This window comes from Roseibium sp. QJM3NY_11, from assembly GCF_056173175.1.
In genome coordinates this window covers 3,156,663-3,182,205 of sequence record NZ_CM149660.1, presented here as the reverse complement: position 1 = coordinate 3,182,205, position 25,543 = coordinate 3,156,663, and the positions used below count along the sequence as shown (strand labels likewise).

At 61.4% G+C, this 25,543-nt stretch carries 24 protein-coding genes, 1 tRNA gene, 2 pseudogenes and 1 riboswitch; of the genes and pseudogenes, 9 read left to right on the top strand and 18 right to left on the bottom strand.

The genetic code is table 11. The annotated features are described in order from the left end of the window. Positions 1-22: 22 nt before the first annotated feature. The 14 genes from AC0VX3_RS14735 to AC0VX3_RS14670 all read right to left on the bottom strand — a co-directional run bounded on the left by AC0VX3_RS14735 (position 23) and on the right by AC0VX3_RS14670 (position 14,762). Positions 23-862, bottom strand: a complete 840-nt coding sequence (locus AC0VX3_RS14735) for an ABC transporter ATP-binding protein (RefSeq protein ID WP_342895184.1) — start codon at positions 860-862, stop codon at positions 23-25. Continuing rightward, positions 859-1,680, bottom strand: a complete 822-nt coding sequence (locus AC0VX3_RS14730; protein ID WP_475521141.1) for an ABC transporter permease — start codon at positions 1,678-1,680, stop codon at positions 859-861. Before AC0VX3_RS14730 ends, AC0VX3_RS14735 begins: the two co-directional genes overlap by 4 nt. Continuing rightward, positions 1,671-2,372: a hypothetical protein gene (locus AC0VX3_RS14725; RefSeq protein ID WP_475521140.1), complete on the bottom strand. Its 702-nt coding sequence runs from the start codon at positions 2,370-2,372 to the stop codon at positions 1,671-1,673. The genes AC0VX3_RS14730 and AC0VX3_RS14725 overlap by 10 nt, the downstream gene beginning before the upstream one ends. Beyond that, positions 2,365-3,420 carry an isopenicillin N synthase family dioxygenase gene (locus AC0VX3_RS14720; RefSeq protein WP_475521139.1) on the bottom strand — a complete coding sequence of 352 codons (1,056 nt, stop codon included), beginning with the start codon at positions 3,418-3,420 and terminating at the stop codon, positions 2,365-2,367. The genes AC0VX3_RS14725 and AC0VX3_RS14720 overlap by 8 nt, the downstream gene beginning before the upstream one ends. Before the next feature lie 90 nt (positions 3,421-3,510). Beyond that, positions 3,511-4,581 carry a putative urea ABC transporter substrate-binding protein gene (locus tag AC0VX3_RS14715; RefSeq protein ID WP_475521138.1) on the bottom strand — a complete coding sequence of 357 codons (1,071 nt, stop codon included), beginning with the start codon at positions 4,579-4,581 and terminating at the stop codon, positions 3,511-3,513. 109 nt (positions 4,582-4,690) lie between these two features. Beyond that, a riboswitch (guanidine-I (ykkC/yxkD leader) is annotated at positions 4,691-4,806 on the bottom strand. 373 nt (positions 4,807-5,179) lie between these two features. Further along, on the bottom strand, positions 5,180-5,365 hold the full coding sequence (locus AC0VX3_RS14710) for a hypothetical protein (RefSeq protein ID WP_342895179.1): 186 nt from the start codon (positions 5,363-5,365) through the stop codon (positions 5,180-5,182). Positions 5,366-5,439: 74 nt separating this feature from the next. Then, positions 5,440-6,048 carry a CoxG family protein gene (locus tag AC0VX3_RS14705; protein WP_475521137.1) on the bottom strand — a complete coding sequence of 203 codons (609 nt, stop codon included), beginning with the start codon at positions 6,046-6,048 and terminating at the stop codon, positions 5,440-5,442. A 22-nt stretch (positions 6,049-6,070) separates the two neighbouring features. Further along, entirely contained in the window at positions 6,071-6,886 is an 816-nt protein-coding gene (locus AC0VX3_RS14700; RefSeq protein ID WP_475525182.1) for an XdhC family protein, read from the bottom strand. Positions 6,887-6,974: 88 nt separating this feature from the next. Continuing rightward, a complete protein-coding gene (locus AC0VX3_RS14695) occupies positions 6,975-8,201 on the bottom strand; it encodes a vWA domain-containing protein (RefSeq protein WP_475521136.1) in 1,227 nt (408 codons plus the stop codon). Between the two features lie 4 nt (positions 8,202-8,205). Beyond that, on the bottom strand, positions 8,206-9,087 hold the full coding sequence (locus AC0VX3_RS14690; RefSeq protein WP_475521135.1) for an AAA family ATPase: 882 nt from the start codon (positions 9,085-9,087) through the stop codon (positions 8,206-8,208). 209 nt (positions 9,088-9,296) lie between these two features. Beyond that, positions 9,297-11,717: an aerobic carbon-monoxide dehydrogenase large subunit gene (locus AC0VX3_RS14685; protein WP_475521134.1), complete on the bottom strand. Its 2,421-nt coding sequence runs from the start codon at positions 11,715-11,717 to the stop codon at positions 9,297-9,299. After that, positions 11,714-12,223, bottom strand: coding sequence for a (2Fe-2S)-binding protein (locus AC0VX3_RS14680; protein ID WP_342895174.1), 510 nt, complete (start codon positions 12,221-12,223; stop codon positions 11,714-11,716). The genes AC0VX3_RS14685 and AC0VX3_RS14680 overlap by 4 nt, the downstream gene beginning before the upstream one ends. Before the next feature lie 23 nt (positions 12,224-12,246). Next, positions 12,247-13,113: an FAD binding domain-containing protein gene (locus tag AC0VX3_RS14675; protein ID WP_475521133.1), complete on the bottom strand. Its 867-nt coding sequence runs from the start codon at positions 13,111-13,113 to the stop codon at positions 12,247-12,249. A 425-nt stretch (positions 13,114-13,538) separates the two neighbouring features. After that, positions 13,539-14,762 (bottom strand): MHYT domain-containing protein, encoded by a 1,224-nt coding sequence (locus AC0VX3_RS14670; RefSeq protein WP_475521132.1) that lies wholly within the window; start codon positions 14,760-14,762, stop codon positions 13,539-13,541. A gap of 457 nt (positions 14,763-15,219) precedes the next feature. Here AC0VX3_RS14670 and AC0VX3_RS14665 point away from each other — a divergent pair, with 457 nt between their 5' ends. Further along, a complete protein-coding gene (locus tag AC0VX3_RS14665) occupies positions 15,220-15,411 on the top strand; it encodes a DNA methyltransferase (protein ID WP_475521131.1) in 192 nt (63 codons plus the stop codon). A gap of 23 nt (positions 15,412-15,434) precedes the next feature. Here the strand turns inward: AC0VX3_RS14665 and AC0VX3_RS14660 are convergent. The 3 genes and pseudogenes from AC0VX3_RS14660 to AC0VX3_RS14650 all read right to left on the bottom strand — a co-directional run. Continuing rightward, positions 15,435-15,661, bottom strand: a pseudogene (locus tag AC0VX3_RS14660) (transposase); the annotation flags it as partial. A 351-nt stretch (positions 15,662-16,012) separates the two neighbouring features. Further along, a complete protein-coding gene (locus AC0VX3_RS14655) occupies positions 16,013-17,176 on the bottom strand; it encodes a lipase family protein (RefSeq protein ID WP_475521130.1) in 1,164 nt (387 codons plus the stop codon). 22 nt (positions 17,177-17,198) lie between these two features. Further along, positions 17,199-17,594 carry a DUF6795 domain-containing protein gene (locus AC0VX3_RS14650; protein ID WP_475521129.1) on the bottom strand — a complete coding sequence of 132 codons (396 nt, stop codon included), beginning with the start codon at positions 17,592-17,594 and terminating at the stop codon, positions 17,199-17,201. Positions 17,595-17,895: 301 nt separating this feature from the next. Between AC0VX3_RS14650 and AC0VX3_RS14645 the strand changes: the two are divergent. Next, positions 17,896-18,059: pseudogene (locus AC0VX3_RS14645) on the top strand (IS3 family transposase); the annotation flags it as partial. A gap of 181 nt (positions 18,060-18,240) precedes the next feature. Then, positions 18,241-18,801, top strand: a complete 561-nt coding sequence (locus AC0VX3_RS14640; protein ID WP_475521128.1) for a hypothetical protein — start codon at positions 18,241-18,243, stop codon at positions 18,799-18,801. A 112-nt stretch (positions 18,802-18,913) separates the two neighbouring features. Here the strand turns inward: AC0VX3_RS14640 and AC0VX3_RS14635 are convergent. Next, positions 18,914-19,003: transfer RNA gene (locus tag AC0VX3_RS14635), tRNA-Ser, on the bottom strand. Positions 19,004-19,769: 766 nt separating this feature from the next. On the opposite strand from AC0VX3_RS14635, the gene AC0VX3_RS14630 reads away from it, so the two are divergent. From AC0VX3_RS14630 to AC0VX3_RS14605, 6 genes are all read left to right on the top strand, one after another. Continuing rightward, positions 19,770-20,933, top strand: a complete 1,164-nt coding sequence (locus AC0VX3_RS14630; RefSeq protein ID WP_475521127.1) for a septal ring lytic transglycosylase RlpA family protein — start codon at positions 19,770-19,772, stop codon at positions 20,931-20,933. Between the two features lie 125 nt (positions 20,934-21,058). Further along, positions 21,059-22,264 carry a D-alanyl-D-alanine carboxypeptidase family protein gene (locus tag AC0VX3_RS14625; protein ID WP_475521126.1) on the top strand — a complete coding sequence of 402 codons (1,206 nt, stop codon included), beginning with the start codon at positions 21,059-21,061 and terminating at the stop codon, positions 22,262-22,264. A gap of 116 nt (positions 22,265-22,380) precedes the next feature. Beyond that, the gene (locus AC0VX3_RS14620; RefSeq protein ID WP_342895165.1) at positions 22,381-22,587 is read left to right on the top strand and encodes a ParD-like family protein; all 207 of its coding nucleotides are present in this window, start codon (positions 22,381-22,383) and stop codon (positions 22,585-22,587) included. Between the two features lie 120 nt (positions 22,588-22,707). Then, positions 22,708-23,481 (top strand): type I methionyl aminopeptidase, encoded by a 774-nt coding sequence (gene map / locus AC0VX3_RS14615; protein ID WP_475521125.1) that lies wholly within the window; start codon positions 22,708-22,710, stop codon positions 23,479-23,481. A gap of 167 nt (positions 23,482-23,648) precedes the next feature. Next, complete coding sequence (tmk, locus tag AC0VX3_RS14610) at positions 23,649-24,335, top strand: dTMP kinase (RefSeq protein ID WP_475521124.1); 687 nt, start codon at positions 23,649-23,651, stop codon at positions 24,333-24,335. Continuing rightward, the gene (locus tag AC0VX3_RS14605) at positions 24,335-25,396 is read left to right on the top strand and encodes a DNA polymerase III subunit delta' (protein ID WP_475521123.1); all 1,062 of its coding nucleotides are present in this window, start codon (positions 24,335-24,337) and stop codon (positions 25,394-25,396) included. The genes tmk and AC0VX3_RS14605 overlap by 1 nt, the downstream gene beginning before the upstream one ends. The last annotated feature ends 147 nt before the right edge of the window (positions 25,397-25,543 follow it).

Below are 25,543 nucleotides of genomic sequence, written 5' to 3'. Positions count from 1 at the left end.
GGCCCGTTCCGATCAAACAGTGTCATGGACGTTCCTCGTGAGGGTTTGGTGTTTGTATTCCCGAAGAATGCACGGTCTTCGGGACGCGGATGGTTCCCGCGATTTCATCAAGCAACCGGGCCGATCCTGGCTCCGGTGCCGATAGCGGCAGATCGTAGGTGATGGTCGCCCCGTAGGCCTCGGGCGCCTGGGGGTCGTGGCGGACCTTGTCAAAGACGAGCAGGCGGGTGCCGAGCTTGAAGGCTTCGTTGATATCGTGCGTGACCATGAAGACCGTCATGTCGAACTCTTCCCAGAGCCCGAGCAGCAGGTCGTGCATGTCGGCCCTGATCCCCGGATCCAGCGCGCCGAACGGCTCGTCCAGAAGCAGGATGCGCGGTTTCTTCACCAGTGCCTGGGCGATGGCCAGGCGTTGCTGCATCCCGCCGGACAGTTGCGCGGGATACCGGGTCGCGGCATGCGTCAGTCCAATCCGATCGAGAAGACCTTCGGTTTCGGCAAGTGCTTTTTTCCGTCTGGAGCCGAACAGCCGTCCGGTAACCGGTGCGGCCGCGAATTCCGCAGCCAGGACCAGGTTCTCGGCTACCGTCAGATGCGGAAAAACGGAATAGCGTTGGAAGACGATGCCACGATCCGGTGTCGGTTCCAGCGGAAGAGGCTGACCGGCCAGAAGGATCTTGCCCCGGCTCGGATGCTCCTGGGACAGCAGCATTCTCAGGAAAGTGGACTTGCCGCAGCCGGAGGCACCGACAATCGTACAGAACGTTCCAGGCGCCACATCGAGACTGACCCGTTCCAGAACACGGGTATCGCCGTAGTCCTTGAAGACGCCGTCTACCGATAAAATAATGTCCTTGCTCACAGGCCGCCCCCCTCAAGATGTTTCCATCGGAAGGCAACACGTGAGAGGACCCGCAGCAGATAGTCCATCATGAAGGCAAGCAGCGTGATCCAGGCGACATAGGGCAGGATGATGTCCATCGCCATGTAACGCCGGACCAGGAAAATGCGGTAACCCAGCCCTTCCGTCGATGCGATGGCTTCTGCGGAAACAAGGAAGATCCAGGCCGGAATAAGGCCTAACCGCAATGCCATGACCGCCATGGGCAGAACGCCCGGCACAATAACCCTGGTCGCGATCTGCCAGCTGGATGCTCCTAACGTTTCAGCCTTGATGATCATCTCCCGGGGGATGTCGAGCGCTTCCTTGGCGAGGCATCGGATCATGACCGGCGCGGTCCCGACCACGATCAAGCCTATTTTCGCAGCTTCACCGAGACCAAGAATGATGAACAGGATCGGCAGGATCGTAATGGGGGGTATGAGGGAAAAGGCCGCGACGAACGGCGCCAGCGCCGCTTTGCCATAGGGCAACGTCCCCATTGTCAGGCCAATGACGAGCGCAAGAATCGTGGAGATGCCGAGCCCGGCACCGATCCTGCCCAGACTGGCAAACGTGTCCTTCCAGAGCAGAAGTTCACCGTTTCTCCGGTCCGGTTCGAACGCCATCTTTTCCATTGCAGAGGCCATGGACTGGAGCGACGGCAGCAGCCTGTCGGATGGGTTCTCGGCAAGCCGGGCCTGGCTGGCGATGGTGTAGACGATTATGAGGGCCACAAACGGTAGCAGTCCCAGCATCAGCGCGGTCGCGCGGGTCGGCTTTTGGTTGATCAGGCGCATCCCGTTTCGCCCCCTGTCCCGGCAAGGGCTTGGCCTTCCAGCCATGGATGTGTCGAGAGTCTTGCGATCCAGCCTTGTGGCGTCCGCTCGCAGAGCGTGAGCGCCAGGCTGGCCTGCCACAAGAGATGTTCGCGGCTGCGGGATCCCGGCTCGGTATAAAGGTCAATGTCTTCCGGCGCGTCGCCGCGCGGTTTCACCTGAACAGCCCAGTTCCCGGAAGCCAGGAAGATGCCGTCAACCTCGGCGCAAACCGCCTGGGGAAGATCTTGCGCGGGCCGGGACCCGGCAAGGCATTCCCAGTGTTCCGTGTAGTCTTCCGCGATGCCCGTCTCGACAATGAAGTCCTCGCGTTCGAACCGCATCCGCGCGACATCGAGTGCGGTACCGGGATTGAGATCGAACAGCCGGGACCAGGTGCAGATATGGCCTTCGACACGGGTGACACCGCAAAATCCTTCCTGACCGGCAATGAAGCGCAACTGTTCGAGGCTGCATCCGGCGAGCGAAGACACGCCGGCAAAATCCAGCCGGTCTTCGGGAATGCGCAAATCCGCATGCCACAAACCAGTCTGAAGCCAATAGACCTGCGCCGGCCGGTCGTTCGTCAGGCTTCCGGCGCCACGCTTTTCCAGCAGGGTGCGATACCAGAGGCCCTGCCAGGTCTTCGGCAGCTCCTTCATCCGCTTAAGCATCCGCGTCCGCCTTCTGCCGGGCTTCCTGCCCGAACGAAGACAATTCCTTGGCTCCTTCCGGCAGGCCTATTTCGCCGCGTTTCTGCTTTTCGATGAGATAGGTAAAGCTCTGCATGGTTTGCGCCAGAAGGTGGTCGCCGGCCCTGATCGGTCCGAAACCGGGCTTTTCATTTTTCGCGACGAAAGCGGGCAGGGGTTCAACCACCGTGTCGTAGTCGCAGGCGAAAAACAGCGGAAAGGAATAGCGTTCCTCCTTGACCTTGCGCACCCGATGGGACGTGGCCACGAAGCGCCCGTTGGTCCACACTTCCATCATGTCGCCGATATTGACCACGTAAGCGTCGGGCAACAGCGGCACGTTGATCCACTCTCCGGCGCCGTTCATGACCTCCAGACCGGGTGCGGTCGGCAGAAGCAGCGTGAAACATTCGTAGTCCGTATGCGCCCCGATGCCCGGGCTGTCGCTCGCCTCTCCATTGTGGGGATAATGAAGAAGCCGGAGCTGGCTCGGCGGACAGGTGACGTATTTGTCGAAAAAATGTTCATCCTCGCCAAGAGCGAGCGCGAACCCGCGCAGCAAATGGCGGCCAAGATCGAAGACGGCATCATAATAAGTGCTGATCGCGGACTGGAAACCGTCAAGGTCCGGCCATTGATTTGGCCCCAGAAACGGCGTTCCGGCCTTGACCAGAGGGTGATCGGCCGGGACTTCCGGCCCCAGATCGAGGGCCTCCTTGGTATCGCCCTTGCCATCCGCCATGACCTCTTCTCCAGGAGGCACATAACCGCGATGGTTGGTCGATTTTCCGATGTAGATCGCCATCTTTTGTTCGTCGGAAAGCGCGAAGAACTGCTTTGTCAGGTCGATCAGGCTGCTGCGCACTTCCGGCGCAACCCCGTGCCCGCTCACATAGAAAAAACCGACCTCCCTGGCGGCCTTGCCGAGTTCGCCGGCAGCGTCCAGCCGGTCCTGCCTGTTTGAGGAGAAAAGGCCGGAAACATCCACGACTGGAAGTTCGGTGAAGGCCAGTGGCGATCTGGAAGCCATGAGAATGCCCGTTTGATTGAGGGTCCACGGAGGGAGAGGCAGCGGCACGGCAGGAGTGATCACGCCTGCCGTGCCGCCTGCGTTTCACGATCAGAGTTCGCCCTTGGCAGCCAACTCGACATAGGTGTTGTCGAAACGAAGTTTCACGTTGCTGCTGTTGCCGAAAACCGATCCGTCGGCAAATTCGACACCGACGAATTCGGCGGATTGGGCGCCTTCACCCAGAATTCCGTGATCGAACAGGAAGGTGGCGACAAACTTCATCGTCTCCTTCAGCTTGGCATCGCTGGTGAAGGCAAGCAGATCGTCCGGCTTGTAGAAAAGCGCGGTTGCGGCAAGTTGAGCCTTGTAACCTTCAAGATCGGTACCGGAGGCGGCTGCCATCGATTCAAGCGCCTCCTTGCCTTCCGGCGTGTCCGACGCCATCAGGGAGAGAACCTCGAACCAGGCACCGGCAAGCGCTTTGCCGAGCGCGGGATTGTCCGCCAGCGTCTCCGTGTTGACCATCATCGCATCGATGATTTCGCCCGGAATTTTCGAGCTGTCGTAGACCAGTTCGCCTTCCTTGGTCGCCAGAATTTCCGACAGCATCGGGTTCCACGTCGCGACCGCGGTGATGTCCGCATCGTCGTAGACTGCAAGCATGTCCGCATCGGACGTGTTGACGACGGTGATGTCCTTCTCGCTCAAGCCGACACTCTCCAGTCCGCGGGCCAGGAAGTAGTGCGAAACGGAAAGTTCGACGAGGTTGACGTTCTGTCCCTTGATCGACGCCAGATCGCCGCCGTTCTTCAGGATCAGGCCATCATTGCCGTTGGAATAATCACCTGCGATTAGAACGGTCGTGTCGATACCGCTTCCCGACGGGATAGACAGGGCGTCCATGTTGGTCATCGCGCAGGCGTCGTATTCACCAGCCGTGTACTGATTGATGGATTCGATATAATCGTTGAACTGGGTGATCTCGACGGCGATGTCGTATTTGTCGGCCCACTTCTTCATGATCCCGGAATCCGAGATGTATCCCCAGGGCATCCAGCCAGCATAGATGGTCCAGCAGACCTTGAAGTCTTTCTTTTCCTCTGCCTGACTTGCGGACAAAGACAGCGGCGACATAAGCGCTGCGGCGATCAGGGAAACTTTGGCAATTGAATTCAGCATCTAGGCGCGTCTCCTGTGTGGGGCCAGGCCAATGAAAGGCCCGGCTTGGCTCATCAGGTTCTTGCGCACGGCCGGGAGCAGGTTCGCGCGCGCGAAACCTCGTGCAGTTGTCTCCCGGGTTTTTGTCCCGCCGTGTCACCGGTCTATGTCGGCAGATGCCTTATCGACCGGCTTGCGCCTCTCGGTCCTGCGTCGTTTCCGACCGGATCCCTAGGCGCGCTGCACAGCACCAGACGATGCAAGGGGAGGGCCAATACCGAAATAAAAATTGATATTGCAATAAATTCAGAATGTTAAACACAGATACACGCATGTAGACGCGGCACCGGGACTGGGGCTCTTCTGCCGCCTGATTAATAAACAGGCGGGCGTGACCAGTTTGCAGTCATGACAGGACAACAGGGATTGCCACGTGGGCCGCCGACGACGACGGCGTCTCTTCCACAATGCACGACATTCCATCGCCCGGAACGATCAGGCCTCCAACCGTTTCCGATTGGAGATCTGGTGTTTGGAGGCCTGGTGTTCTTGCAGGGCGCAGACCTGCCGCCGGCAATCCGGTCCCAGACGAACCGGGTTCCGTCAGCAGGATCCGGACCTAACCGGCGAAAGAGCAGATCTGCAGGAGCGGCGCCAGATGCCGATCCGCCAGCCCCAGGCAGCAGGAATGCGCCACCATCAAAAACGCCGTCAGGGCGGACCCGGTCGTCAATGCCAACAGCAGGGACGGGTCCCTGAACATCTCCGTCATTCCGCTCTCCCGGCTCAATTCAACATGCGTCATGCTACGTTCTCCCGACCGGAAAGCCAATGGCGCTAGGGCCATCGGCACCGGCATCTTGCCATTCGTCTGTTTCTTCACTCGGCGGGTTCTTCGGATTTTTCTGCGCCGCTGTCCTGTCTTTTGCCGCCACCGAAAAGTCCGCCCAGCCAGCCCGCCTTTTTCTGCTCGCCAGCCGCAGGCGGTGTTTCGTCACCGGCCGCTGCCGCCGATGGCTCGGCTTCCGCTTCTTCATTGCCCCCGCTCGGCGCGACCTGCTCCGCGAAAGCGGCAAAGAATTCGCCGGCAAGACGCTTCGACGTAGAATCGATCAGGCGCGCGCCCAGTTGCGCAAGCTTGCCGCCGATTTTCGCATCCACCTCGTAGTGGAGGATGGTGGCCTCCGGACCGTCCTCCTCAAGACGGACCTTGGCAGCACCACGTGCGAACCCGGCCACGCCGCCTGAGCCTTCACCGTCGATCGTATAGCCATTCGGCGGATCAAGATCGTTGAGCGTGACCTTGCCGCCGAAGGTTGCCTTGACCGGGCCGACCTTCAGCTTGACCTTGGCTTCCATCTCCGTGTCGGAGTGCTTGATCAGTTCCTCGCATCCCGGGATCGAGGCTTTCAGGACCTCCGGATCGTTCAGAGCTTCCCAGACCTTCTGTCTGGGGGCCTCGATCCGCTGGCTGTCGGTCATTTGCATAAGGGTGTCTCCGATTGTCCGTTCAAATGTGTTGAATGTGGCTTTGGCGCTGGCCTTTCCGGCGCAGCATCAGCAGTTCCGCCAGGATCGAGAGCGCGATCTCTTCGGGCGTGATCGCTCCGAGATCGAGACCCGCCGGGCCCTTGACGCGCTCGAGATCGGCAGCCGGGATCCCCTTGTCCGCTAGCTTGTCCTTGAGCGTCTGCAGCTTCCGCCTGCTGCCGACAAAACCGATGTGGCACGCCGGCTGCCTGAAGGCCTCCTCGAGCGCCGCGAGGTCACCGCGCCCCTGTGTCGATACGACGATATATCTTTCGCCCTGAACCGGGCTCCGGTCCCGGTTCTCGTTGCCGCCCCCCTCGATCCTGGTGGCCGCGGACGGAAATGCGGTGAGGTCATCTGCGGGCGCGCGAACGGTAACGTCGAAGCCGATGGCCGGCGCCTGGACGGCGAGCGCGAGCGCAACGGGACTCGCGCCGTAAAGGAACAATTTGGGACGGGGAAGCACCGGCTCGATGAAAATATCCATCGTGCCCTGGCTCGGGCACATGTTCTTCGCGAACTGCACGCCCTCGCGCTCATCGCCCGGTTCAACGCCAAGTTCGGCGAGCAAATCCCCCGGCTGGATCGAAATCAGCCTGGTTTCACCGTCCTCGAACGCGGCTTTTGCCGCCTTGACGACCGCAGACCTGGCGCAGCCTCCGCCGATCCATCCCGCCACGATCTCGCCGTTGCGGTCGACAACGGCCTTGGCGCCGGCCTTTGCGGCGGTCACCGATATGGTGCGCACGACCATGGCCAGCACGAAGGGTTCGTTGTTGCCCTGCAACCGGCTCATCAGCAGGGACAGGTCATTGCCGGGCGCCCTGACACCTTCGGCTGTTGTCGCCGGAACGGAGTGTTTCATCAGTTCATCCCCCATGGATTCAGAGCCTTGCCAGATAGGGTTCGAGAGCGGCCAGACTGTCCAGATTGTGCGCGGGCGCAAACAGATCGATATACGGCATCGCAGCGCTCATGCCTCCCGCGGTCGGCGCGTATCCCTGCCAGCCGATCAGCGGGTTCAACCAGACGATCCGCTTGCAGCGGCGCCGGAGCCGGGCCATTTCTTCGCCCAGGAACGCCGGTTCTCCGGTATCGTAGCCGTCGGACAGGATCATCACGCAGGTCCGCGAATGAATCACGCGGGCCGCGTGCCACCGGTTGAAATCCGCCAGCGCCTCACCGATTTTCGTGCCCCCGCCGACGCCCTGCGCCATCAAACCCATCCGGTCGAGCGCGCGGCCTGCGTCCCGTTCCGACAGGGCGGAAGAGACGTGAACGAGACGCGTATGGAAAAGAAAGGCTTCCGCTTCCCGGAAATTGTCCAGCATGCCGTGCACGAAGCGTGTGAAGACGCCGGTGTAATTGTTCATCGATCCGGACGCATCCAGCAGGATGACCAGCCTGAGCTGGCGCTCTCGTGGCCCTTTCCGGATCAGCTCGATCGGCGTACCGCCATGCGCGATCGAATGGCGGATGGTTCTCCGTAGATCGAGCCGCCGGCCTTTGCGTTTCTGACGGTCCCTTCGGGTCAGCCGGACGCGCATCGAACGTGCCAGGCGTTCGGCAAGCGCATGCGCCTTTTCAAGGGCTTCGGGATCCTGGATCTTTCGAAAGTCGACCTGGCCCAGGCTCTCGGCAAGGCTTGCGCCTTCCCGGCGGCCTGAGGGCGTTTCGCCGGTGTCCTCGTCTTCCTCACCCGGCACACGTTCGACATCCCCGGCAATCGACTCCTGCCGGTTGCCCTGGGCGTCCATCATCTCGCGAACGGTCTTGGCCCCCTTGCGCGTGCTGCTGCCGGTGACCTTGACGCCCGATTTGACACCCCGGCCGGTCCAGAACGCATCGAAGATCTCGTCGAACCGTTGCCAGTCCGACAGCCGGCCGCAGAAAAGCGCGCGATAAGCGCCCTTCAGACCCGACGGCCGGTTCATCAGCGGCGTCCGGAGCAGGGCAAGCGCATCGTGTGTCTCCGCCAGCCCCACCTTGAAGCCGCTGTCGCGCAGGGAACGGACAAAACCGGCCAGCCGGAACCGCAGGACGACACCGATATCATCGCGGCTTTCAAGGGGCAGGGCGGCTTGGGTGTCCGGGGCGGGAAAGGCGGGCATGGCGTCAGGCAACCTTGCCCATGAGCCGGTCGGCGACTTCGGGCGTCACCCGGGCGCGGTCCTCACGGGTCTTGAGAACACAGGCAAGCGTGTCGTAAACGAGCGTGCGGCTGTCATGCAGGTTGCCCGCGCCCAATCCCAGCAGAGCCGCCGCCCAGTCGATGGTTTCCGCAACGCCCGGCACCTTGGCGAGATCTTCCTTGCGCAACTTGCCCATGAGTTCGGCAATCTGAAGGGCGAGGGCGGCATCGAGCCCCTCCACCCGCGACAACAGGATGCGCGCCTCCCGGTCCGGCGACGGATACTCCACATAGTGATAGAGACAGCGCCGGCGCAGGGCGTCCGACAACTCACGGGTACCGTTCGATGTCAGCACGACGCGGGGAATGGACGTCGCGGCCACGGTCCCCAGTTCCGGTATCGAGACCTGATAGTCGGACAGGATTTCCAGAAGGAATGCCTCGAATTCCTCGTCCGCGCGGTCGATCTCGTCGATCAGCAGCACCGGCGCGCGGTCCTGGCGGATCGCCGCCAGAAGCGGACGCTCCAGAAGATACTTCTCGGAAAACACCGCTTCCTCGACGGCGTCGGCGCTCTCGCCGGATCCTTCATGGGCCTTGATGGCGAGCAACTGACGCTGATAGTTCCATTCGTAGATGGAATCGGACCGGTCGAGCCCCTCGTAGCATTGCAGGCGGATCAACTCGGTGTCTTCCAGGCGTGCAAGAGCCTTGGCGACCTCGGTTTTGCCGACGCCCGCTTCGCCTTCCAGCAGCAGCGGGCGGTTCAGCATCTCCGTCAGAAGCAGGGCGGTTGCCAGCCCTTCGTCGGCGACATACCCGGTCTCCGCCAGAGCGCTTGCCACTTGTTCCTTGGTCTTGGTCATAAGGTCCGTTCTCTTCAAACCTTCGTATCGTCATTGCCGGACATGATCCGGCACTCCATGCCGTGCCCCTGCCGGATCCGAACCGCCTGAATCAGGGACAGAGGCAAGGCATGGAGGCCACGGTCGTGCCATGGAATGACGGGGCAGGAGAGGTTCGGGTTGCAAACCTCTCCCGTCGTGAAGAGGTGGCGTGCGCCACCTCCCTCAGGTCACCCGTGCGCGCCGAGGTCCTTGGCCGCCTGCCAGATCCGCCAGGCGTCATGCGGCATCTGGACATGCGTGGACCCCAGGAACTGGAACGCATCGTTGACGGCGTTCGAAAACGCCGGAACGCCACCGACATTCGGGCTTTCGCCGACACCCTTGGCACCGATCGGGTGATGCGGGCTGGGGGTCACGGTGTGGTCGGTTTCCCAATGCGGGGTCTCGACAGCCGTCGGAATGAAGAAGTCCATGAAGGACGCACCGAGCACGTTGCCCATCTCGTCGTAGCGAATCTCCTGACCCATCGCGATGGCGAAGGCCTCGGTCAGGCCGCCATGCACCTGTCCCTCGATGATCATCGGGTTGATCCGTGTGCCGCAATCGTCCAGCGCATAGAAGCGCCGTGTCTTGGCCACACCGGTATCGACGTCGATGTCCATCACGCAGAAATAGGCACCGAAGGGATAGGTCATGTTGGGCGGATCGTAGTAGCTGACCGCTTCCAGACCCGGCTCCATGCTCGGGGGCGGGGCGTGATAGGCGGCCCAGGCGATTTCCTTCATCGACTTGCGCGCCTGCGGATTGCCCTTCACCTGAAAGCCGTCAACGTCCCATTCCAGGTCGTATTCCGACACCTCCAGCATGTGAGCGGCGATCATCTGCGCCTTGTTGCGGATCTTGCGCGCGGCAAGGGCAATCGCGGCGCCGGCCACCGGCGTGGAGCGGGACCCGTAGGTGCCAAGACCGTAGGGCGCCGTGTCCGTGTTGCCTTCCTCGACCATGATGTCGGCGGCAGGGATGCCGATCTCGGTCGCGATGATCTGCGCCCAGGTGGTCTCGTGGCCCTGGCCCTGGGACTTGGTGCCCATACGCGAGATCACCGACCCGGTCGGGTGCACGCGGATCTCCGCGCTGTCGAACATCGCCACGCCCAGGATATCGCAGTTCTTGGACGGGCCGGCACCGACGATCTCGGTGAAGAACGACACGCCGATCCCCATGATCTCGCGGGTTTCACCGCGCTGGAAGGCCTCCTGCTTGGCCTTCTGCTCGGCGCGCAACTCGCGGTAGCCGATCGTGTCCATCGCCTTGTGCATGGCGGTGTGGTAATCGCCGCTGTCGTATTCCCAGCCGAGTGCCGACTGATAGGGGAACTGTTCCGGCTTGACGAAATTCTTCAGGCGCAGATCCGCCGGATCCATGCCGAGCTTCTGGGCCAGAATGTCCATCCCGCGCTCGATGCAGTAGGCGGCTTCCGTCACCCGGAACGAACACCGGTAGGCCACGCCGCCGGGCGCCTTGTTGGTGTAGACACCGTCGACTTCCAGATGCGCGACCGGAAAATCATAGGACCCGGTGACGATGTTGAAGAAACCGGCCGGCCATTTGGACGGATCGGCGCAGGCGTCGAAACCGCCATGATCCGCCAGAACGTGGACCTTCAGACCGGTGACCGTGCCGTCGTTCTTCGCCGCGATTTCCGTGGTCATGTGATAGTCGCGGGCAAAGGATGTGGTGGACAGGTTCTCCATCCTGTCCTCGACCCATTTGACCGGTATACCGGTCACGATCGACGCGACAATGGCGCAGATGTAGCCCGGATAGGCACCGACCTTGTTGCCGAAGCCGCCACCAATATCCGGCGCGATCACATGGATCTTGTGCTCCGGGATCGTCGACAGCAGCGAAGCGACCGTGCGGATGACATGGGGCGCCTGGAACGTGCCCCAGATGCTCAGCTCACCGGTGATCTTGTCCATCGAGGCGACGCACTGGCAGGTCTCGAGCGGAGACGGATGCGTGCGGTGGTAGGAGATCATCTCCTTGATGGTGACATCGGCCTCGGAGAAGGCCTTGGAGGTCTCGTCCTTGTCGCCCACTTCCCAGGTGAAGATGTGGTTGTGATGCTTGCGCGGACCATGCGCGCCTTCGGTCTTGCCTTCCAGATCGGGCCGAAGGACCGGCGCGTCGGCATCCATCGACTTGAACGGATCGACCAGGACGGGCAGTTCCTCGTAATCAACCTCGACAAGCTGAATGGCGTCGTCGGCGATGTAGCGGTCTTCCGCGACCACGAACGCCACTTCCTGGTTCTGGTAAAGCACCTTGCCGTCGGCCAGAACCATCTGGACATCACCCGCCAGGGTCGGCATCCAGGCAAGGTTCACGCCCTTCAGGTCCTCGGCCGTCAGCACGGCGATCACGCCCGGAAGCTTCAAAGCCTCCGTGGCATCGATCCTGGTGACCTTTGCGTGCGCATAGGGCGAGCGGACAAAATCACCGAAGACCATGCCGGGAAGCTTCAGGTCGTCGACATACTGGCCCTTGCCCTGTGTGAAACGGACGTCTTCAACGCGCTTGCGCTTGCAGCCCATGCCTTCAAGGGCGGCTTCGCGCTGTTCCCGTGTCGGGGTCATGTCATTCATTCTGCAGCCTCCTGAAAATCAGTGCCGTTCAGCTTGGCCGCGGCGTACTGGATGGCCTTGACGATGTTCTGGTAGCCGGTGCAGCGGCACAGGTTTCCCGAGATACCCATGCGAATTTCGTCTTCCGTCGGATCCGGGTTTTCCTTCAGCAGCGTGTGCGCCCGCATGATCATGCCCGGCGTGCAGAAACCGCACTGCAGCCCGTGCATCTGCCGGAATCCTTCCTGCAGCGCCGACAGGGTGCCGTCCGGATTGGCCATGCCTTCGATGGTGTTCAGCTCTGCGCCGTTTGCCTGCGCCGCGAACAGCGTGCAGGACTTCACCGACATGCCGTTCATCTCGACCGTGCAGGCACCGCAATGCGAGGTCTCGCAACCGATATGCGGCCCGGTCAGGTTCAGGTCTTCCCTGAGAAAGTGGATCAGAAGCGTGCGTGCTTCCACGAAGCGCTGCACCTTCTTGCCGTTGACGGTCACTGTGACCGGGATCTGTTCATTGTCGCTCATGTGTATCTCCCTCAGTCCCGATCTCAGCCCCTGGCCCGTTCCGCGGCGCGCGCAAGCGCCCGCTGCACCATCAGGCCGGCCATTTTCGTGCGGTATTCTGCAGGTCCGCGGCCATCGGAAGCCGGGTCGGTGATGGATTCGGCGGCAGCGACCGCGCGCTTGACAGTGTCGGCATCCAGTGTCGAACCGGTCAGGATCCCGCCGGCCTCGGCCGCAAGAAGCGGCGTATCGGACACGTTGGTGAGCGCCACGGAACACATGCCGACCGTTCCGCCCGACATCGTCAGGACGACGGCGGCTGCGGCCGTGGCGTAGTCGCCGACCTTGCGCTTCAGCTTTTCGTAGGCGTAGCCATGACCGTCGGCCAGACCCGGTATCTTGACGGACGTCAGAATTTCTTCCGGTGCCAGGGCCGTGAAATAGGCGGCTTCGTAAAAGTCGCGCGCGGCGACTTCGCGGTCGCCGTCAGGTCCCGTCAGCACATAGGACGCGTTCAGGCACTGCATCAGGGCCGGCATGTCGTTGCCCGGGTCGCCATTGGCGACATTGCCGCCGAGCGTACCGACGTAGCGGATTTGCGGATCGGCGATCATCAGGGCCGTTTCCCGGATGATCGGCAGCTTCGCACCCAGAAGATCCGAGCCGATCAGTTCGGCTTGCGTCGTCATGGCACCGATGGTGATGGTTCCGCCGTCTTCCGAAACGCCTTTCAGTTCGGCGATGCCGGCCAGGTCGACCAGATGTTCGGGTGCGGCCATGCGCAGCTTCATCATCGGGATCAGGCTGTGCCCGCCCGAGAGCGGACGCGCCTCGTCGCCGTGACTGACCAGGATGGCAACGGCTTCGGCTACCGACGCCGGCCGGTGGTAAGTGAATTCGCCAGGGATCACGTCTCTCTCCTCCCTCATTCGGCCCTCATCGAGGGACCGGTTACCGGAGGCCCAGCGTATCGTGCCGGTCGCGCCATCCTCCGGCGGACTGTGTCCTGCCTCCGGAACGGGGACAGTTTGTCACATGCACGCAAGAGTGCGGATGTGTGCACTGCACACTCAAGACAGCATGCACAAACGGCATGCGCATTTACACGGATTACGGGATTTAACGCACGAAATACGGCACCGTCACTGACGTATCTCAGGCCTCACAGCGTTTGATTGAAATTTTTTATCTTTATCTTCGGTGTGTTATAGGGATTTCTTGAAATTCCATGAACACTACCTATTGGTGTACTCCTCAAGAGCCCTTGCACGAACGGCGTGTTGCCGCATTGTCCCGGAAACAGAAAACCCGTCACGCGGCACGGTTCATTTGAGGATCATTGTGCGGCCGCGGGATGTTCCACCGAGGACGATTTGTCGGCAAGAGCCATCAGGCGCGCCCGCACCCGTGCCCATCTCGACCGGCTGACCGGGACGGACAGGGCTTCGTCGCCGGCCAGCACGAGAATGCCGCCATCGCCGGATCGCCGGAAACTGACCACGTGGTGCAGATTGACGATATGGCTGCGGTGCACCCGGTTGAAGGTCTTGGCGTCGAGATGCTGTTCGGCTTCACTGATCGACAACGGGCAGAAGAACTCCCGGCTGCCGTCATAGAGCCGCGTGTAATGGGCGTCGGCGTGAATCGCATGGATGTCGGGAATGCCGATCTGGGTTTTCTGGCCATCCCGTTCGATGGGCAGGGCCCGTTTGACCGATGGCGCAGGCGCGGGCGCTGCCGCGGCCTGCAGGCCAGCCGCCGCCTTGGGCGGCAACACCGGCTCTGTTTCAGGCGCTTGCCCGGCTGCGTCGCCGACGGCATCGGCTGTATTGTTCAAGCCGTCCGCGTCGCTCGCGCCCTGGGCCGGCACCAGCGCCAGCAGAAACAGGCCGGACACGAGAAAGGCGACACAGGAGACAAGAATCGCCAGCATCGAGGGGCTGAGCGCAGGGGCCCGGAAACCGGCCGGAAGCTGCATCAGCTCAAAGGTCAGCCCGGCCATTGCCGTGTAATGCATCGCCGAGATGGCGAGAGCGAGCACGATGGCCGAAACCACGATCGGCGGCCGCCGGCCCAGACCGAACAAAAGCCACATGGCCAGCCCGGCCGCGTTGAACGCGACCAGGAAACTGGCCAGCACATAGGCCGGGTCGTGCTGCATGAGGAGCGAGCCGTGCAGGGCATACATGCCCAGGTAATGCATGGTGCAGATCCCGCTTCCCATGACAAAAGCGGCCAGTCCGAGCCGGATCGGCGTCAGGCGGGCGTTGCTGGCGGCAAAAACGGCGATCCCGACCACGAGCACACAGACCAGAAAGGACAGCAGCGTCGGCAGCACGAGGAAATCGACGGCGACCGGCAGCCGGGCCGCCAGCATGCCGACGAAATGCATCGACCAGATGCCAAGCGACAGGGTCAGCGCGGCGCCCGCAAGCAGCATCCGTCTTCGGGCCGCAGCCGCCTGACCGACCTGCACCGCAAGGTTCAGCCCGACAAAGCTTCCCTGAAACGCCATCAGGAGAGAGAGTGCCACGAGCCATGGCTCGTGCATCACCGACATGCCGACATTCTCCTCCCAACTGACAAAGCGCTCCGAAGCACCGCGATCCTCAGTGACAAATGATAAGCGAAACTGACAGAGGCGGCAAATAAGCTTTGATGGCGTCATGAAAATGCGTTGGTTGATCACACCCTCAGGTAGATCCCCATGACACCGTCCGTTCGCCGACACCTTCGAAGTCACCGGATCGAACCGCCCCGGCAGTGTCGTCCAGAGGCTCGGGCACCGATCTTCGCATTGTCCATTCAGCCAGCGAGGACGACGCAGCAAGAATTGGCTTCATCGGAGGCCGGGAACACGGAATGGAGAGTTTGACGCGGTTTCTCGCGGGGGAAATGTAACGCAGTCGTCTGGTCCACGTTATGACTGACCGAAGCACACCGGGTTCTGTAACTCGACTCACTTTTTTGGTCATCACGGACGGGCCGACGCATCCCGGTGTCTCCGGTGTGGTGTCATGACAGGCAAGCCGGTGCGGCTGCTGGAAGCGCTTGTTCAGGTCCGCCCGGCTGGGACCATCCTTGACCCGTTGGCCGGATCCGGCACGACGGGTCTGGCCGCAATCAGAGCCGGGCGAAGGTTTGTCGGTTGCGAGCGGGAAGGGGACTACTACGAGATCGCGAGTGCGCGGCTTTCAAAAGCGGCTTGAACAGCGATTTCAACCAGGGTCAGGACACCCATGCGGCTCCAACGGATCAAACGGTTGTAGAACGTCTTGACCGGACCATACCCTGCAGGGGCGTCACGCCAACGCAGACCGTTCCTGATCACGAAGATTAGACCGCTGATGATCCAACGGACATCCACCGATTATCCACTCTGGGCACCCCGTGCGATAACGGGAAATTCGGCTCAATCAGGCGCATCTGCGCCTTCGACAGCCAGATTGGATCACTCATGGCGACGTCTCCTTGCACCGCCAATGAATCAGCCGACCGTGACGTCCGTAACCGAATTAACAGATCCTGAGCCTGAGAAAGTTTTGTCCTTTCGCGGGAAAGCGGCCGCCCCAAGTGCGCGCGATGCGCCTCCTGTGCCCTATACCAACCGCAACAAATAAGGACCTATTTGATGACTTGTTCAGGGTCGTCGGCAAGACGCGGGGCGCAGTTCGGCCTGGTTGGCCGGTCAAGGGACGCAACGCAGTCCGGCGGTCCTGAACAAGCCACCGCAGGCCACGACATCAGACCGCTCCTCGCGGAACAATCGCATGTCATGGTCAAACAGGTCATTATTTATTGCGGTTGGTATTAGCGAAAACTCCTGATCGCCTGCATTGCAAAGCCACCAATGACGGTGACCAGCATCGACAGCAGCCAGCGCAGGAACGCCGCAGTGAGTTTTGCGCCTTTTGCGAGCAGCTGCTTGCCAAGGAAGCGCATGACAACATTCACGAACTCCACGACCCGCTCTGCCGCAGCAAGAGAAGCTGCTGCCATGCTGGACAGCGCTGCGGCCATCTTGTCGAGAACGGTCGCACCTCCGAACAGAGCGAGGCCTGTAACAGCCCCCGCAGCTTCAAGCAAAATTCCGAGGATCTTTTCGATGAGCCTCAAGACGACAATCGAGTGCATCGCGGGCCCGACCGCGGCCGATTGCGCCTGGGCAAGCAGATCGTCAACCGTATCCAGTGAAAAGCGGCGATGGGCGATCACCGGCAGGCCCGTCCAGCCACTCTGGCCAACAGACTTTGCGTAGGAGTCCAGCAAATGGGCACTGACGCTGACCAGGGCACCGGGGCCCCGCAGCAAATAAGCCACCTCTCCAACCGGGATATGACAGAACGGAAAAATCGGCACCATCGGCACCGGGTCCGTGTCGTGATAGACTCGATAGACGTTGCGCGTCCCGAGAGCCTTCGTGACCACCTGGGCGTGGCTGTCCACGCCAGATCTTGGCGCGCCATAGGTGTAAAGCTTGATGCCGGCCGTGCCGATCAGCGCTTCCGCCAGGATTGTTGCCGCCGCGCCTCCCAGACTGTGTCCAACGATATGGAGCGTGCCTGGGATCCGGCCGCGCAGAGCGGTCTGCACCTGTCCGAAAATGCTCGCCGCGACATTCTTGAAGCCTTCGTGAACCGGTAGACCGAGCGGACTGCGCGCGGCGCTAATATGAGCATCCGTCATCAGGTCATGAACGGAGGTTGGTTCTGTCCCCCTTACGCAAATGAGCGTTTCTCCGTGTCTGGGTGTACCGGCCTTGCCATGCGCGACATAGCCGAACCCGGTCCGGCTCGAACCGCCCGGTATGCTGAGCCCGGAAACGCCGGTGAAGCGTGACCCGGACGCAATGTCAAAGTGTTCTCCTCCAGGTCCGGCGGCCTGGACCGCCGTCAACAGATCCGAATCGAGCCGCATCGCATAGGCGCTTTGCGCCAGCTGAACCGTTTGGGCTGGGGACAGGGGAAGGGGCAACGGCGCTCTCCGCTTTTAAACGCTAGGCGAGCCGGCAAACTCCAAAATCATCACCGGTATTGCTGGGCGTATGGTTCAAATCACAAATGAAACGGAGGGGACGGTTGCGCTCACCTTCCCGTTCGTAATTGGTCTTGGTATTGAGCCAGCCGCGGTATTCCTTGCCATCGAATTCGATATTGATTTTCTGGACGATGGTGATTTCCCCGGGAACGAGATTGGAAAACCCGGCGGAGCGACTGATCTCGGGAAAAGAAAACTGGCCGTTCTTGTCGGTGGTCACGGAGTTCTCGGGAACGGCCCCGGGCTTCGACCAAAGGGTGATCTGCACCACCCTGGCACCTTCGACCGGTTTCCCATCCAGAACAACTGTTCCTGACACTTCTGAAAAGAGAACATTCGTTCCGAACAGGGCCATAGCATTCGTTCCCAGGAAGATTAAGACGACTGCGGCTAACAAAAGCACCGGTCTGTAACGATAAACCGACGATCTGGACATCGGGTCAAGCACCCAAAATTGAAAACTCCGAAGGCAAGACGCTTCGGACAAAAATGTATCGCCAGACTAAATCACATCCTCGCTTGTAATGACAAGCGCGACGGCGTCCCAAATGTGACGCCCAGGACCGGATGGCACTGAACGGGGCAAAGCGGGATCAGGCGGGATCTGATGATACCTGGCGGAAAACTGCGGGATTTCAGTGGGGACGGGTGGCTCCAGGCGGGGACTGGCGCGAAGCTTCGAAGTTGTCGAAGTCGCCACACCCGAATGGGTCGACTGGTTCACAACCGGCGACCTCTTGAGCCCAAAGGAAACATCCCTCCGGCTGAAGCAGAGGAACATTACTATACGACGCTGGATCAAACGGCCGTAGCCACATAATTTAAACCAAACAGCCTCCGCAAACCCGGGGTGGTTCAACCGGGCAAATTACGCTGCAACCGCGTTAGGAATTCACATGTCTCTGCTTAGATTTGTTCCGCGATGGCTAATGCCTTGGACTTCAACGGCGACTGCAGAAGTTCTAACGCTTTCCGGTCTACCGGGTGGGTCGCTTGTAAGCATGCTTTTCGGCGAACTAAATCAAGAACGATGGAAGGAAGCGCACGAAATTTTGATTAAAGAAATCTCTGAAGGGAAGCATGGAAAAGTTACCTTCGTTGATGCTGATGTGGATCCAATCGTCGATATCTTGCATCGGTTCAAGAAGGCGGTTGAAGACGGAACAGCCAAGACTAACCTTAAGTTTTTGGCTCAAGTAATTGCTGGTCAAAAGTCTATTAATGGTCACCTCGACCCAGACCAATTTCGCCGTTGGAGTGCAATTCTCGAGGATTTGACTGAGGAGGAACTGCTGCTTTTGGGGACATTTCATGTGCTGACGAAGGATTATCCGGATGATCGGGACATTTGGCTCAAGGTTGAGCAACGGCTGCACGAAGATTTCAATATGACAAAGGGGACTGCTGAGGCATGTGCTGCTGCTGTATGCCGTACCGGTTTGTTGACGTCCGCTAGCGCGTGGTCGGGAATGTCCTATAGTCCAACTGTTTGGCTTGCTGAGTTGGCCGAACTAACAGACCTCGTGGATCTCGGGGCCGATGTTCTGGCTAAAAGGTCCTAACTGAGTGCCAAGTTAAATTGCACGATTTGCCAAACGAAGTCGCGCGCAGACCTTGTTCCCGGGGCGGTTCACCAGCCCGTAAATTTGGAAACCTAATACTTGCTTGAAAAATTGGCGGTGAGGGTGGGATTCGAACCCACGGTACGCTCTCACGCACGGCGGTTTTCAAGACCGCTGCCTTAAACCACTCGGCCACCTCACCGCAGCAGCTACGGGACCTTCGAAGGCGTGCAGCTGCAAACTCCGTTTCCTCTGTCGGGGGCGGAAAGTCAAGTGCCGGCTCCAGCCCGGCGGGAGAACGGCGGAAAAATCGTGTGGAAGGGCCGGGACCGGGTCCGTTGCGGCGGGCTGGATCGCCGCTGACCCACCCGGCGATGTTCCGGGCCGCACGCGCGGTGAGGGGCAGGACACGCAGGCAGAACACCGGAACATCGCCACAGGGTAGGGGCCGCCGGTCCGGTGTCGTGGGCAGGGTTTGGACCGGCGGCCTGTGCTGGAGGTGGTATCCAGCATTGCTGTGACAGGGCGGTCATCAGCAACAACCTCACCCTAGGCGGAACCGACCGGGCCGGATGTGACCTGCGTCACATCTGGACCCAATGACGATTTCCCCGAACCTGTGCCCATGATGCAACATCCGGATCTGGAAGATTTTCGGCAGATTTTAGGCATTCTTTTCAGACTGTTATGGCCGCCCGGCGGTTCAATGAGTGGGGCTACACGGTCGAAACCGGTGGAGAGACGTCTTGCCGCGGCGCCGGGGCCTCGACGCAAGGTTTACTTTGAAGTAATAAAATTGCGCTTTAACAAGGGCATATGCGGGACAAGCGGCGGGGGCGGCGCGTCTTGCGGGGACTGATCTATCGATCGGAACGTTGCCTTTTAAAAACCGGTGCGGAACGAACCGCGGGCCGGGATGATCGCGTGAGTTGCGGGGCCGCCGACGCGTAAGTGAGTAGGACGGCAGTATGCAAGGAACAGGCGGGCAGTTGACGGAAACGTCTTTCGGGCCGGAAATTGGTCCCCTGGCAATCGGCCCAGCTCCGGCAAGGTTCGTTCCGGCAAGGTCGGTATGGGCCCAGTTGCGCACCGGACTGATTTCCATGGCGGCCGTTGCCGCGGTCGCCGCGTGCAGCTCCACACCTCCTGAAAAAGCCAAGTTCAGCCCCAAGAAATACGGCGTCAAGGCCAGCCCGCGCATGGTTGTCAGCGGCAAGCCTGTGCCGAAGGGCGGCGGACGTGCCGTGGTCGGCAAGAAATACAAGATCGCCGGCAAATGGTATTATCCCAAGGATGACCCGAATTACCGCAAGACCGGTCTGGCGTCCTGGTACGGACCGACATTCCACGGCCGCAAGACCGCCAACGGCGAGATCTTCGACCGCAACGGTCTGACCGCCGCGCATACGACGATGCCGCTGCCTTCCTACGCCAAGGTCACCAACGTCGCCAACGGCCGCTCCATGATCGTGCGCGTGAACGACCGTGGCCCGTTCCACGGCAACCGCGTGATCGACCTGTCCGAGCGCGTCGCCTCCATGCTCGGCACCAAGTCTGCCGGTGTCGGCAAGGTGAAGGTTGAATATGTCGGCCGCGCCCCGCTTCACGGCAAGGACGAATCCTATCTGATGGCGTCCTACAGCGGCCCGGGCGCCGTGGAACCCGGCGCGACCATGCCCGGCACCCTGCTGGCCCAGGTCGAGCCGCAAGCCCCGGCCGCCACGCCGCCGTTCGCTGCTCCCCAGGTCGTCTTCGGCAAGGTCCCGGCACCCGGAACGCGTCCCTATATGGCTGTAGCCTCCGCTGCACCGGCAACAGCCGGATTTGGCACCACAACGGTGGCCTTCGATCCGGCGATCGCCTTCGAGGCGGGCAACCCGACCATCAAGGTGGCGTCCAACAACCGGTTCGAGCCGGTCCAGTCCGCCTACACCGATCCGCCGGCACCTGCGACCGGGCAGACGCTCGGCGTTCTGCGCGTACCGGCCCCCAGCACACTGTCCTCGGGCAGTGCCATCTCTTCCTTTACCGCCAATGGCAGGATCTCCGACGCCCACGCGGTTCTTTCCGGCGTGACGGAAAAAGGCTTGTCCATGCGTCAACTGGCGGCCAAACTGGACAACGGCCGGTAAGCATCCTTCAGGGTCCGGTCCGCCGGACCCGCCACACTTCCGCGCCTTGACGAAACTGTTGCGAGGCGAGCGGTCTGATGCGAACGGCATGGTCTGAAACCTGTTTCCGGCTTCTCCGGAACCCTGTGCTTTCCGTCATTCTTGCGATTCTTCTGGCCATTCCGCTTGCCAACGCCGACAAGGCGGGCGCGGCGGAAACCATCGTCACCAAAGCCCCCTCCGCCTTCCTCTACGAACCGGCATCTGGAACCATTCTGTTTGCCAAGGACCCCGATCGGGTGTTTGCGCCGGCCGCTCTGGCAAAGGTCATGACCGCCGCGACCGTGTTCGCAGCCCTGAAGAACGGCGAACTCAGAGCGGCGCAGACCTGCAAGGTCAGCGAACATGCTTGGCGGACCGGCGGCGCACCGTCAGGACGCGGCGCCACCATGTTCGCGGCGATCAAGTCGGAGATCGCGGTCGAGGACCTTCTGAAAGGGCTGCTGGTTCACAACGGCAATGACGCCGCCATCGTGCTGGCGGAATGCCTGGACGGCTCGGAAGCGGCGTTTGCCGACCGGATGACCGCTCTGGGCGCGAAGATCGGCATGAAGAACAGCCGTTTCGGCAATCCGACCGGATATCCGGAAATCCCGGGCCGGACCACCGTGCGCGACCAGGCGCTTCTGGCGGAATACATTCTGGAAACCCATGGCGACCTCTATCCGATGTTCGCCATCCCTGAATTCACCTGGAACAAGATCTTTCAGCGCAACAAGAACCCGCTTCTGGGCGAAATCCGCAATCTCGACGGGCTCGGCGGCGGCAACGACACACAGGCCGCCACACAGGCTGATACTGGGGCCGATACACAGACTGGCATTCTGACCGGCTATTCCGGTCTCGGCTCCGTTGACCGGGACGGCCGCCGGGTGATCGCCGCGGTCGCCGGCCTGACCTCGGACAAGCATCGCCTGCAGACCCTCAAGGAAGTGATTGAAGGCGCCTGGGACTATTTCACGCTCAAGACCCTATTCACCGCTGGCGAGACCGTTGCCACCGGGCGTGTGTTCGGCGGAGACCAGGGCAGCGTGCCCCTGATTTCCAAAGCCGACGTGGACGTCCTGTTGCCGCGGGGCACGACCCTGGACTACCGGATTCGCGTGGTCTACCAGGGGCCGCTGAACGCGCCTTTGCAAAAAGGGGCGAGGACAGGTGAAGTCCGCGTCATCGGCAAGGACGGCATTGTCTATCGCGCGCCCCTGATGGTCGGTGCCGACATCGCCGAAGGCACTTTGTTCGGCCGCGCCGTGGACGGGCTGCAGGAACTTCTGTTCGGCTGGATCGGCTGACCCCCGACCTCAGCAGTGTTGAACATGCCCAATCTGATGCACCCTTCAAGGGTCATTGACTGATCGATATATGAAACGTATATGTTTCGTATATTGTCTTTACGGGTCGGGTATCCATGGGAATCGTGAAAATCGAAGAGGGTCTGCACGAGCAGGTCCGCAAGGCGAGCACGGTGATGTGCCGATCGATCAATGCACAGGCAGAGTTCTGGATGAAAATCGGCATGCTGGCCGAAACCAATCCCACGCTCTCCTTCAACGACATTGTCAAGATGCAGCTCCAGGCGGCGGAAACAGGCGCCGCGACCGAGGCGGCGGCCTGATACCAATCTCAACGCAGTCCGGTGGGCCTGAACAAGCCACCGGAGGCCATGACATGAGAGTGGTCCGCCGCGTCGCGCGTCTTGGCCGAACAGGTTCCTAATTATTGAGGTTGGTATTACATGGTCAAGACCCCTGACGAACTGGCGCTCCTGCGGGTTTCCGGCAGGTTGCTGGCATCCGTCTTTGAAATGCTGGACCGCCAGGGGCTTGCAGGCATGTCGACCTTGCAGGTCAACGATCTGGTCGACCGTTTCATTACCGATGACCTTGCCGCCCGTCCGGCAAGCCGGGGCCAATACGGCTACGAACACGTCCTGAACTGTTCGATCAATCATGTGGTCTGCCACGGCGTCCCCTGTGCCGATGACATCATCGGTGACGGGGACATCGTCAATTTCGATATCACACTGGAAAAAAACGGTTTCATCGCGGATTCAAGCAAGACCTATCTGGTCGGCGACGTCCAGCCGGCAGCAAGAAGACTTGTCCGCATCGCTCAGGAAGCGATGTGGAAAGGCATAAGGCAGGTCGGCCCCGGCGCACGGCTGGGTGACATCGGCCATGCGATCGAGAAACACGCTAAGAAGAACGGCTTTTCGATCGTGCGCGAGTATTGCGGCCATGGCATCGGTCGTCAGATGCACGAGGACCCGCAGGTCCTGAGTTTCGGACGCCCCGGAAACGGCATGAAGCTCCTCGAAGGTATGGTCTTCACCATAGAACCCATGGTCAATCAGGGCAGCCGCAAGGTCGCGACCGAGGAAGATGGCTGGACCGTCGTGACCGATGACGGCAAGCTTTCGGCCCAGTTCGAACACACCGTAGCGGTCACGCGTCGCGGCGTCGAAGTGCTCACCCTGCGTGGCGACGAAAAAGCAACGCGCGCGCGATGACAACGCCTGGCCCGTCCGGTGGAGCCATCCCCCGGAACGTGAAAAGAGCGGAAAACACGAGGCCTTCGCCGGCAGGCTAACGGCGTCCGCGCCCCTTCCATTGACCACCGGGAACCTGCTAAAAGCCATCCAAGCATTCAACAGAGACCAACAAGGCCTGATTCCGGTTGTCTGGACATTTCATCACCTTTGAAGGCGGAGAGGGCGCGGGCAAATCCACCCAGATCTCCCGCCTGAAGACCTGGCTGGAAGCACAGGGGAAGACGGTCGTCGTGACCCGTGAGCCCGGCGGCTCGCCCGGCGCGGAAAAAATCCGGGCGCTGCTCCTGTCCGGCGAGGCCAGGGACCTTGGCCCCCGCGGCGAAGCGATGCTGTTCGCCGCCGCCCGCGCCGATCACGTCGACACGACCATCAAGCCTGCACTCGATCGCGGCGACTGGGTGCTGTGCGACCGCTATGCCGATTCGACCCGGGTCTACCAGGGCGAAGCCGGGGTCGACACCGGCTATCTGAAGCTGCTGGAAACGGCGGCCGTTGCCGGCATTTACCCGGATCTCACCGTTCTGATCGACGTGCCGGCGGAAATCGGCCTCGGACGGGTCGCAGTGCGTTCGAAATCCGATCAGAGCGGCGGCCCCGACCGTTTCGAAGGCGAGGCGCTGAAGGTTCATCAGCGCAGGCGCAAGCTGTTTCTGGACCTGGCACGCGAAGAATCCCATCGCTTCGCCGTTATCGATGGCGCCAGGGAACTGGATGAGGTCCAGGAGGCCGTGCGCAAGGCAGTTCTGAAGTCCTTCCCGGAAGATCTGAAGCGCGCAGACCAGAAACAGTCCCAGCCGGAGGCAGCCAACTGATGGCGCGCGCCAGCGACCCGGTCGATATCCCTCAGGTCGACGCAATCCCCGGCTATCCACTGCCGCACCAGCGCGACCGGCTGATCGGGCACCATGAAACCGAACAGGAACTGCTTCAGGCCTACAGGTCGGACCGGCTGCACCACGCCTGGATCCTGGGCGGCCCCAAGGGCATCGGCAAGGCAACGCTCGCCTTCCGCCTGGCGCGCTTCGTCGTTGCCAATCCGGACCGTTTCGGAGCGGAGGTCGCCGCGGCGCAGGACCTGTCCGTTGCGCCGGACCATGCGGTCGCCCGCCAGCTGACCGCGGGCGGACATCCGAACATCCTGCATCTCCGCCGGCCATGGGACGAAAAAGGCAAACGTTTCAAGGCGGATCTGCCGGTGGACGAGGTGCGCCGCACCGTCTCCTTCTTCGGCACGACAGCGTCGGCCAAGGCCTGGCGCCTGTGTATCGTCGATGCCGCCGACGACATGAACAACAGCTCCGCGAACGCCCTGTTGAAGATCCTCGAGGAGCCGCCCGCCCGTTGCCTTTTCCTGGTGCTGAGCCACGCTCCGGGGCGGCTGCTGCCAACGATACGCTCCCGCTGCCGACGTCTCGACCTGACACCGCTCAGCGATGCGGAAATCGGCGAAGGCCTGCGCGACCTGGTTCCGGACGCGGTTCCCGGCGAAGCCGATCTGCGCGAGATCGCGGTCGCCGCGGACGGCAGTCTGCGCTCGGCGATCATGCTGCTGTCCGGCGACGGTCTCGCGATCGCACGGGGCGTGAGACGGCTCGCGGACGCCGCCGACCAGCTGGACCTGGCCGCGGTACACGCTCTGGGCGATCTGGTCGCGGCTCGAGGCCAGTCCGACAACTGGGAAAGCTTCCAGCACATGGCCCGGATCTGGCTGCACGAACGCATGCGGCGGGATCTCGGCGCCGGTGTCGGCAAGGCCTACGCGATGATCGAGATCTGGGAACGGACCAACCAGGCCATTCGCGACGCGGATGCCCTCAATCTCGACCGGAAACAGGTGGTGCTGGACTTCTTTTTCGCCCTGCGCGCCGCCTGAGGATCGTCGAAGGTCTTCTGACCACCGCTGTTCCGTGGTATGGCCAGCCGAACTGCCATGCTCCGGCTCGCCGACAGTCGTCACCACCGGGGCACGTGGCGACCGCGACACGCCAACCGAAACACGCCGCCGAAACACACCGACCGA

Bases quoted from the DNA above. Each gene is read 5' to 3' on its own strand.
- AC0VX3_RS14730 (WP_475521141.1), bottom strand. From the start codon at position 1,680: ATGCGCCTGATCAACCAAAAGCCGACCCGCGCGACCGCGCTGATGCTG.
- AC0VX3_RS14725 (WP_475521140.1), bottom strand. From the start codon at position 2,372: ATGCTTAAGCGGATGAAGGAGCTGCCGAAGACCTGGCAGGGCCTCTGG.
- AC0VX3_RS14720 (WP_475521139.1), bottom strand. From the start codon at position 3,420: ATGGCTTCCAGATCGCCACTGGCCTTCACCGAACTTCCAGTCGTGGAT.
- AC0VX3_RS14715 (WP_475521138.1), bottom strand. From the start codon at position 4,581: ATGCTGAATTCAATTGCCAAAGTTTCCCTGATCGCCGCAGCGCTTATG.
- AC0VX3_RS14710 (WP_342895179.1), bottom strand. From the start codon at position 5,365: ATGACGCATGTTGAATTGAGCCGGGAGAGCGGAATGACGGAGATGTTC.
- AC0VX3_RS14705 (WP_475521137.1), bottom strand. From the start codon at position 6,048: ATGCAAATGACCGACAGCCAGCGGATCGAGGCCCCCAGACAGAAGGTC.
- AC0VX3_RS14700 (WP_475525182.1), bottom strand. From the start codon at position 6,886: ATGAGCCGGTTGCAGGGCAACAACGAACCCTTCGTGCTGGCCATGGTC.
- AC0VX3_RS14695 (WP_475521136.1), bottom strand. From the start codon at position 8,201: ATGCCCGCCTTTCCCGCCCCGGACACCCAAGCCGCCCTGCCCCTTGAA.
- AC0VX3_RS14690 (WP_475521135.1), bottom strand. From the start codon at position 9,087: ATGACCAAGACCAAGGAACAAGTGGCAAGCGCTCTGGCGGAGACCGGG.
- AC0VX3_RS14685 (WP_475521134.1), bottom strand. From the start codon at position 11,717: ATGAATGACATGACCCCGACACGGGAACAGCGCGAAGCCGCCCTTGAA.
- AC0VX3_RS14680 (WP_342895174.1), bottom strand. From the start codon at position 12,223: ATGAGCGACAATGAACAGATCCCGGTCACAGTGACCGTCAACGGCAAG.
- AC0VX3_RS14670 (WP_475521132.1), bottom strand. From the start codon at position 14,762: ATGTCGGTGATGCACGAGCCATGGCTCGTGGCACTCTCTCTCCTGATG.
- AC0VX3_RS14665 (WP_475521131.1), top strand. From the start codon at position 15,220: ATGACAGGCAAGCCGGTGCGGCTGCTGGAAGCGCTTGTTCAGGTCCGC.
- AC0VX3_RS14650 (WP_475521129.1), bottom strand. From the start codon at position 17,594: ATGGCCCTGTTCGGAACGAATGTTCTCTTTTCAGAAGTGTCAGGAACA.
- AC0VX3_RS14640 (WP_475521128.1), top strand. From the start codon at position 18,241: ATGCTTTTCGGCGAACTAAATCAAGAACGATGGAAGGAAGCGCACGAA.
- AC0VX3_RS14630 (WP_475521127.1), top strand. From the start codon at position 19,770: ATGCAAGGAACAGGCGGGCAGTTGACGGAAACGTCTTTCGGGCCGGAA.
- AC0VX3_RS14620 (WP_342895165.1), top strand. From the start codon at position 22,381: ATGGGAATCGTGAAAATCGAAGAGGGTCTGCACGAGCAGGTCCGCAAG.
- map (WP_475521125.1), top strand. From the start codon at position 22,708: ATGGTCAAGACCCCTGACGAACTGGCGCTCCTGCGGGTTTCCGGCAGG.
- AC0VX3_RS14605 (WP_475521123.1), top strand. From the start codon at position 24,335: ATGGCGCGCGCCAGCGACCCGGTCGATATCCCTCAGGTCGACGCAATC.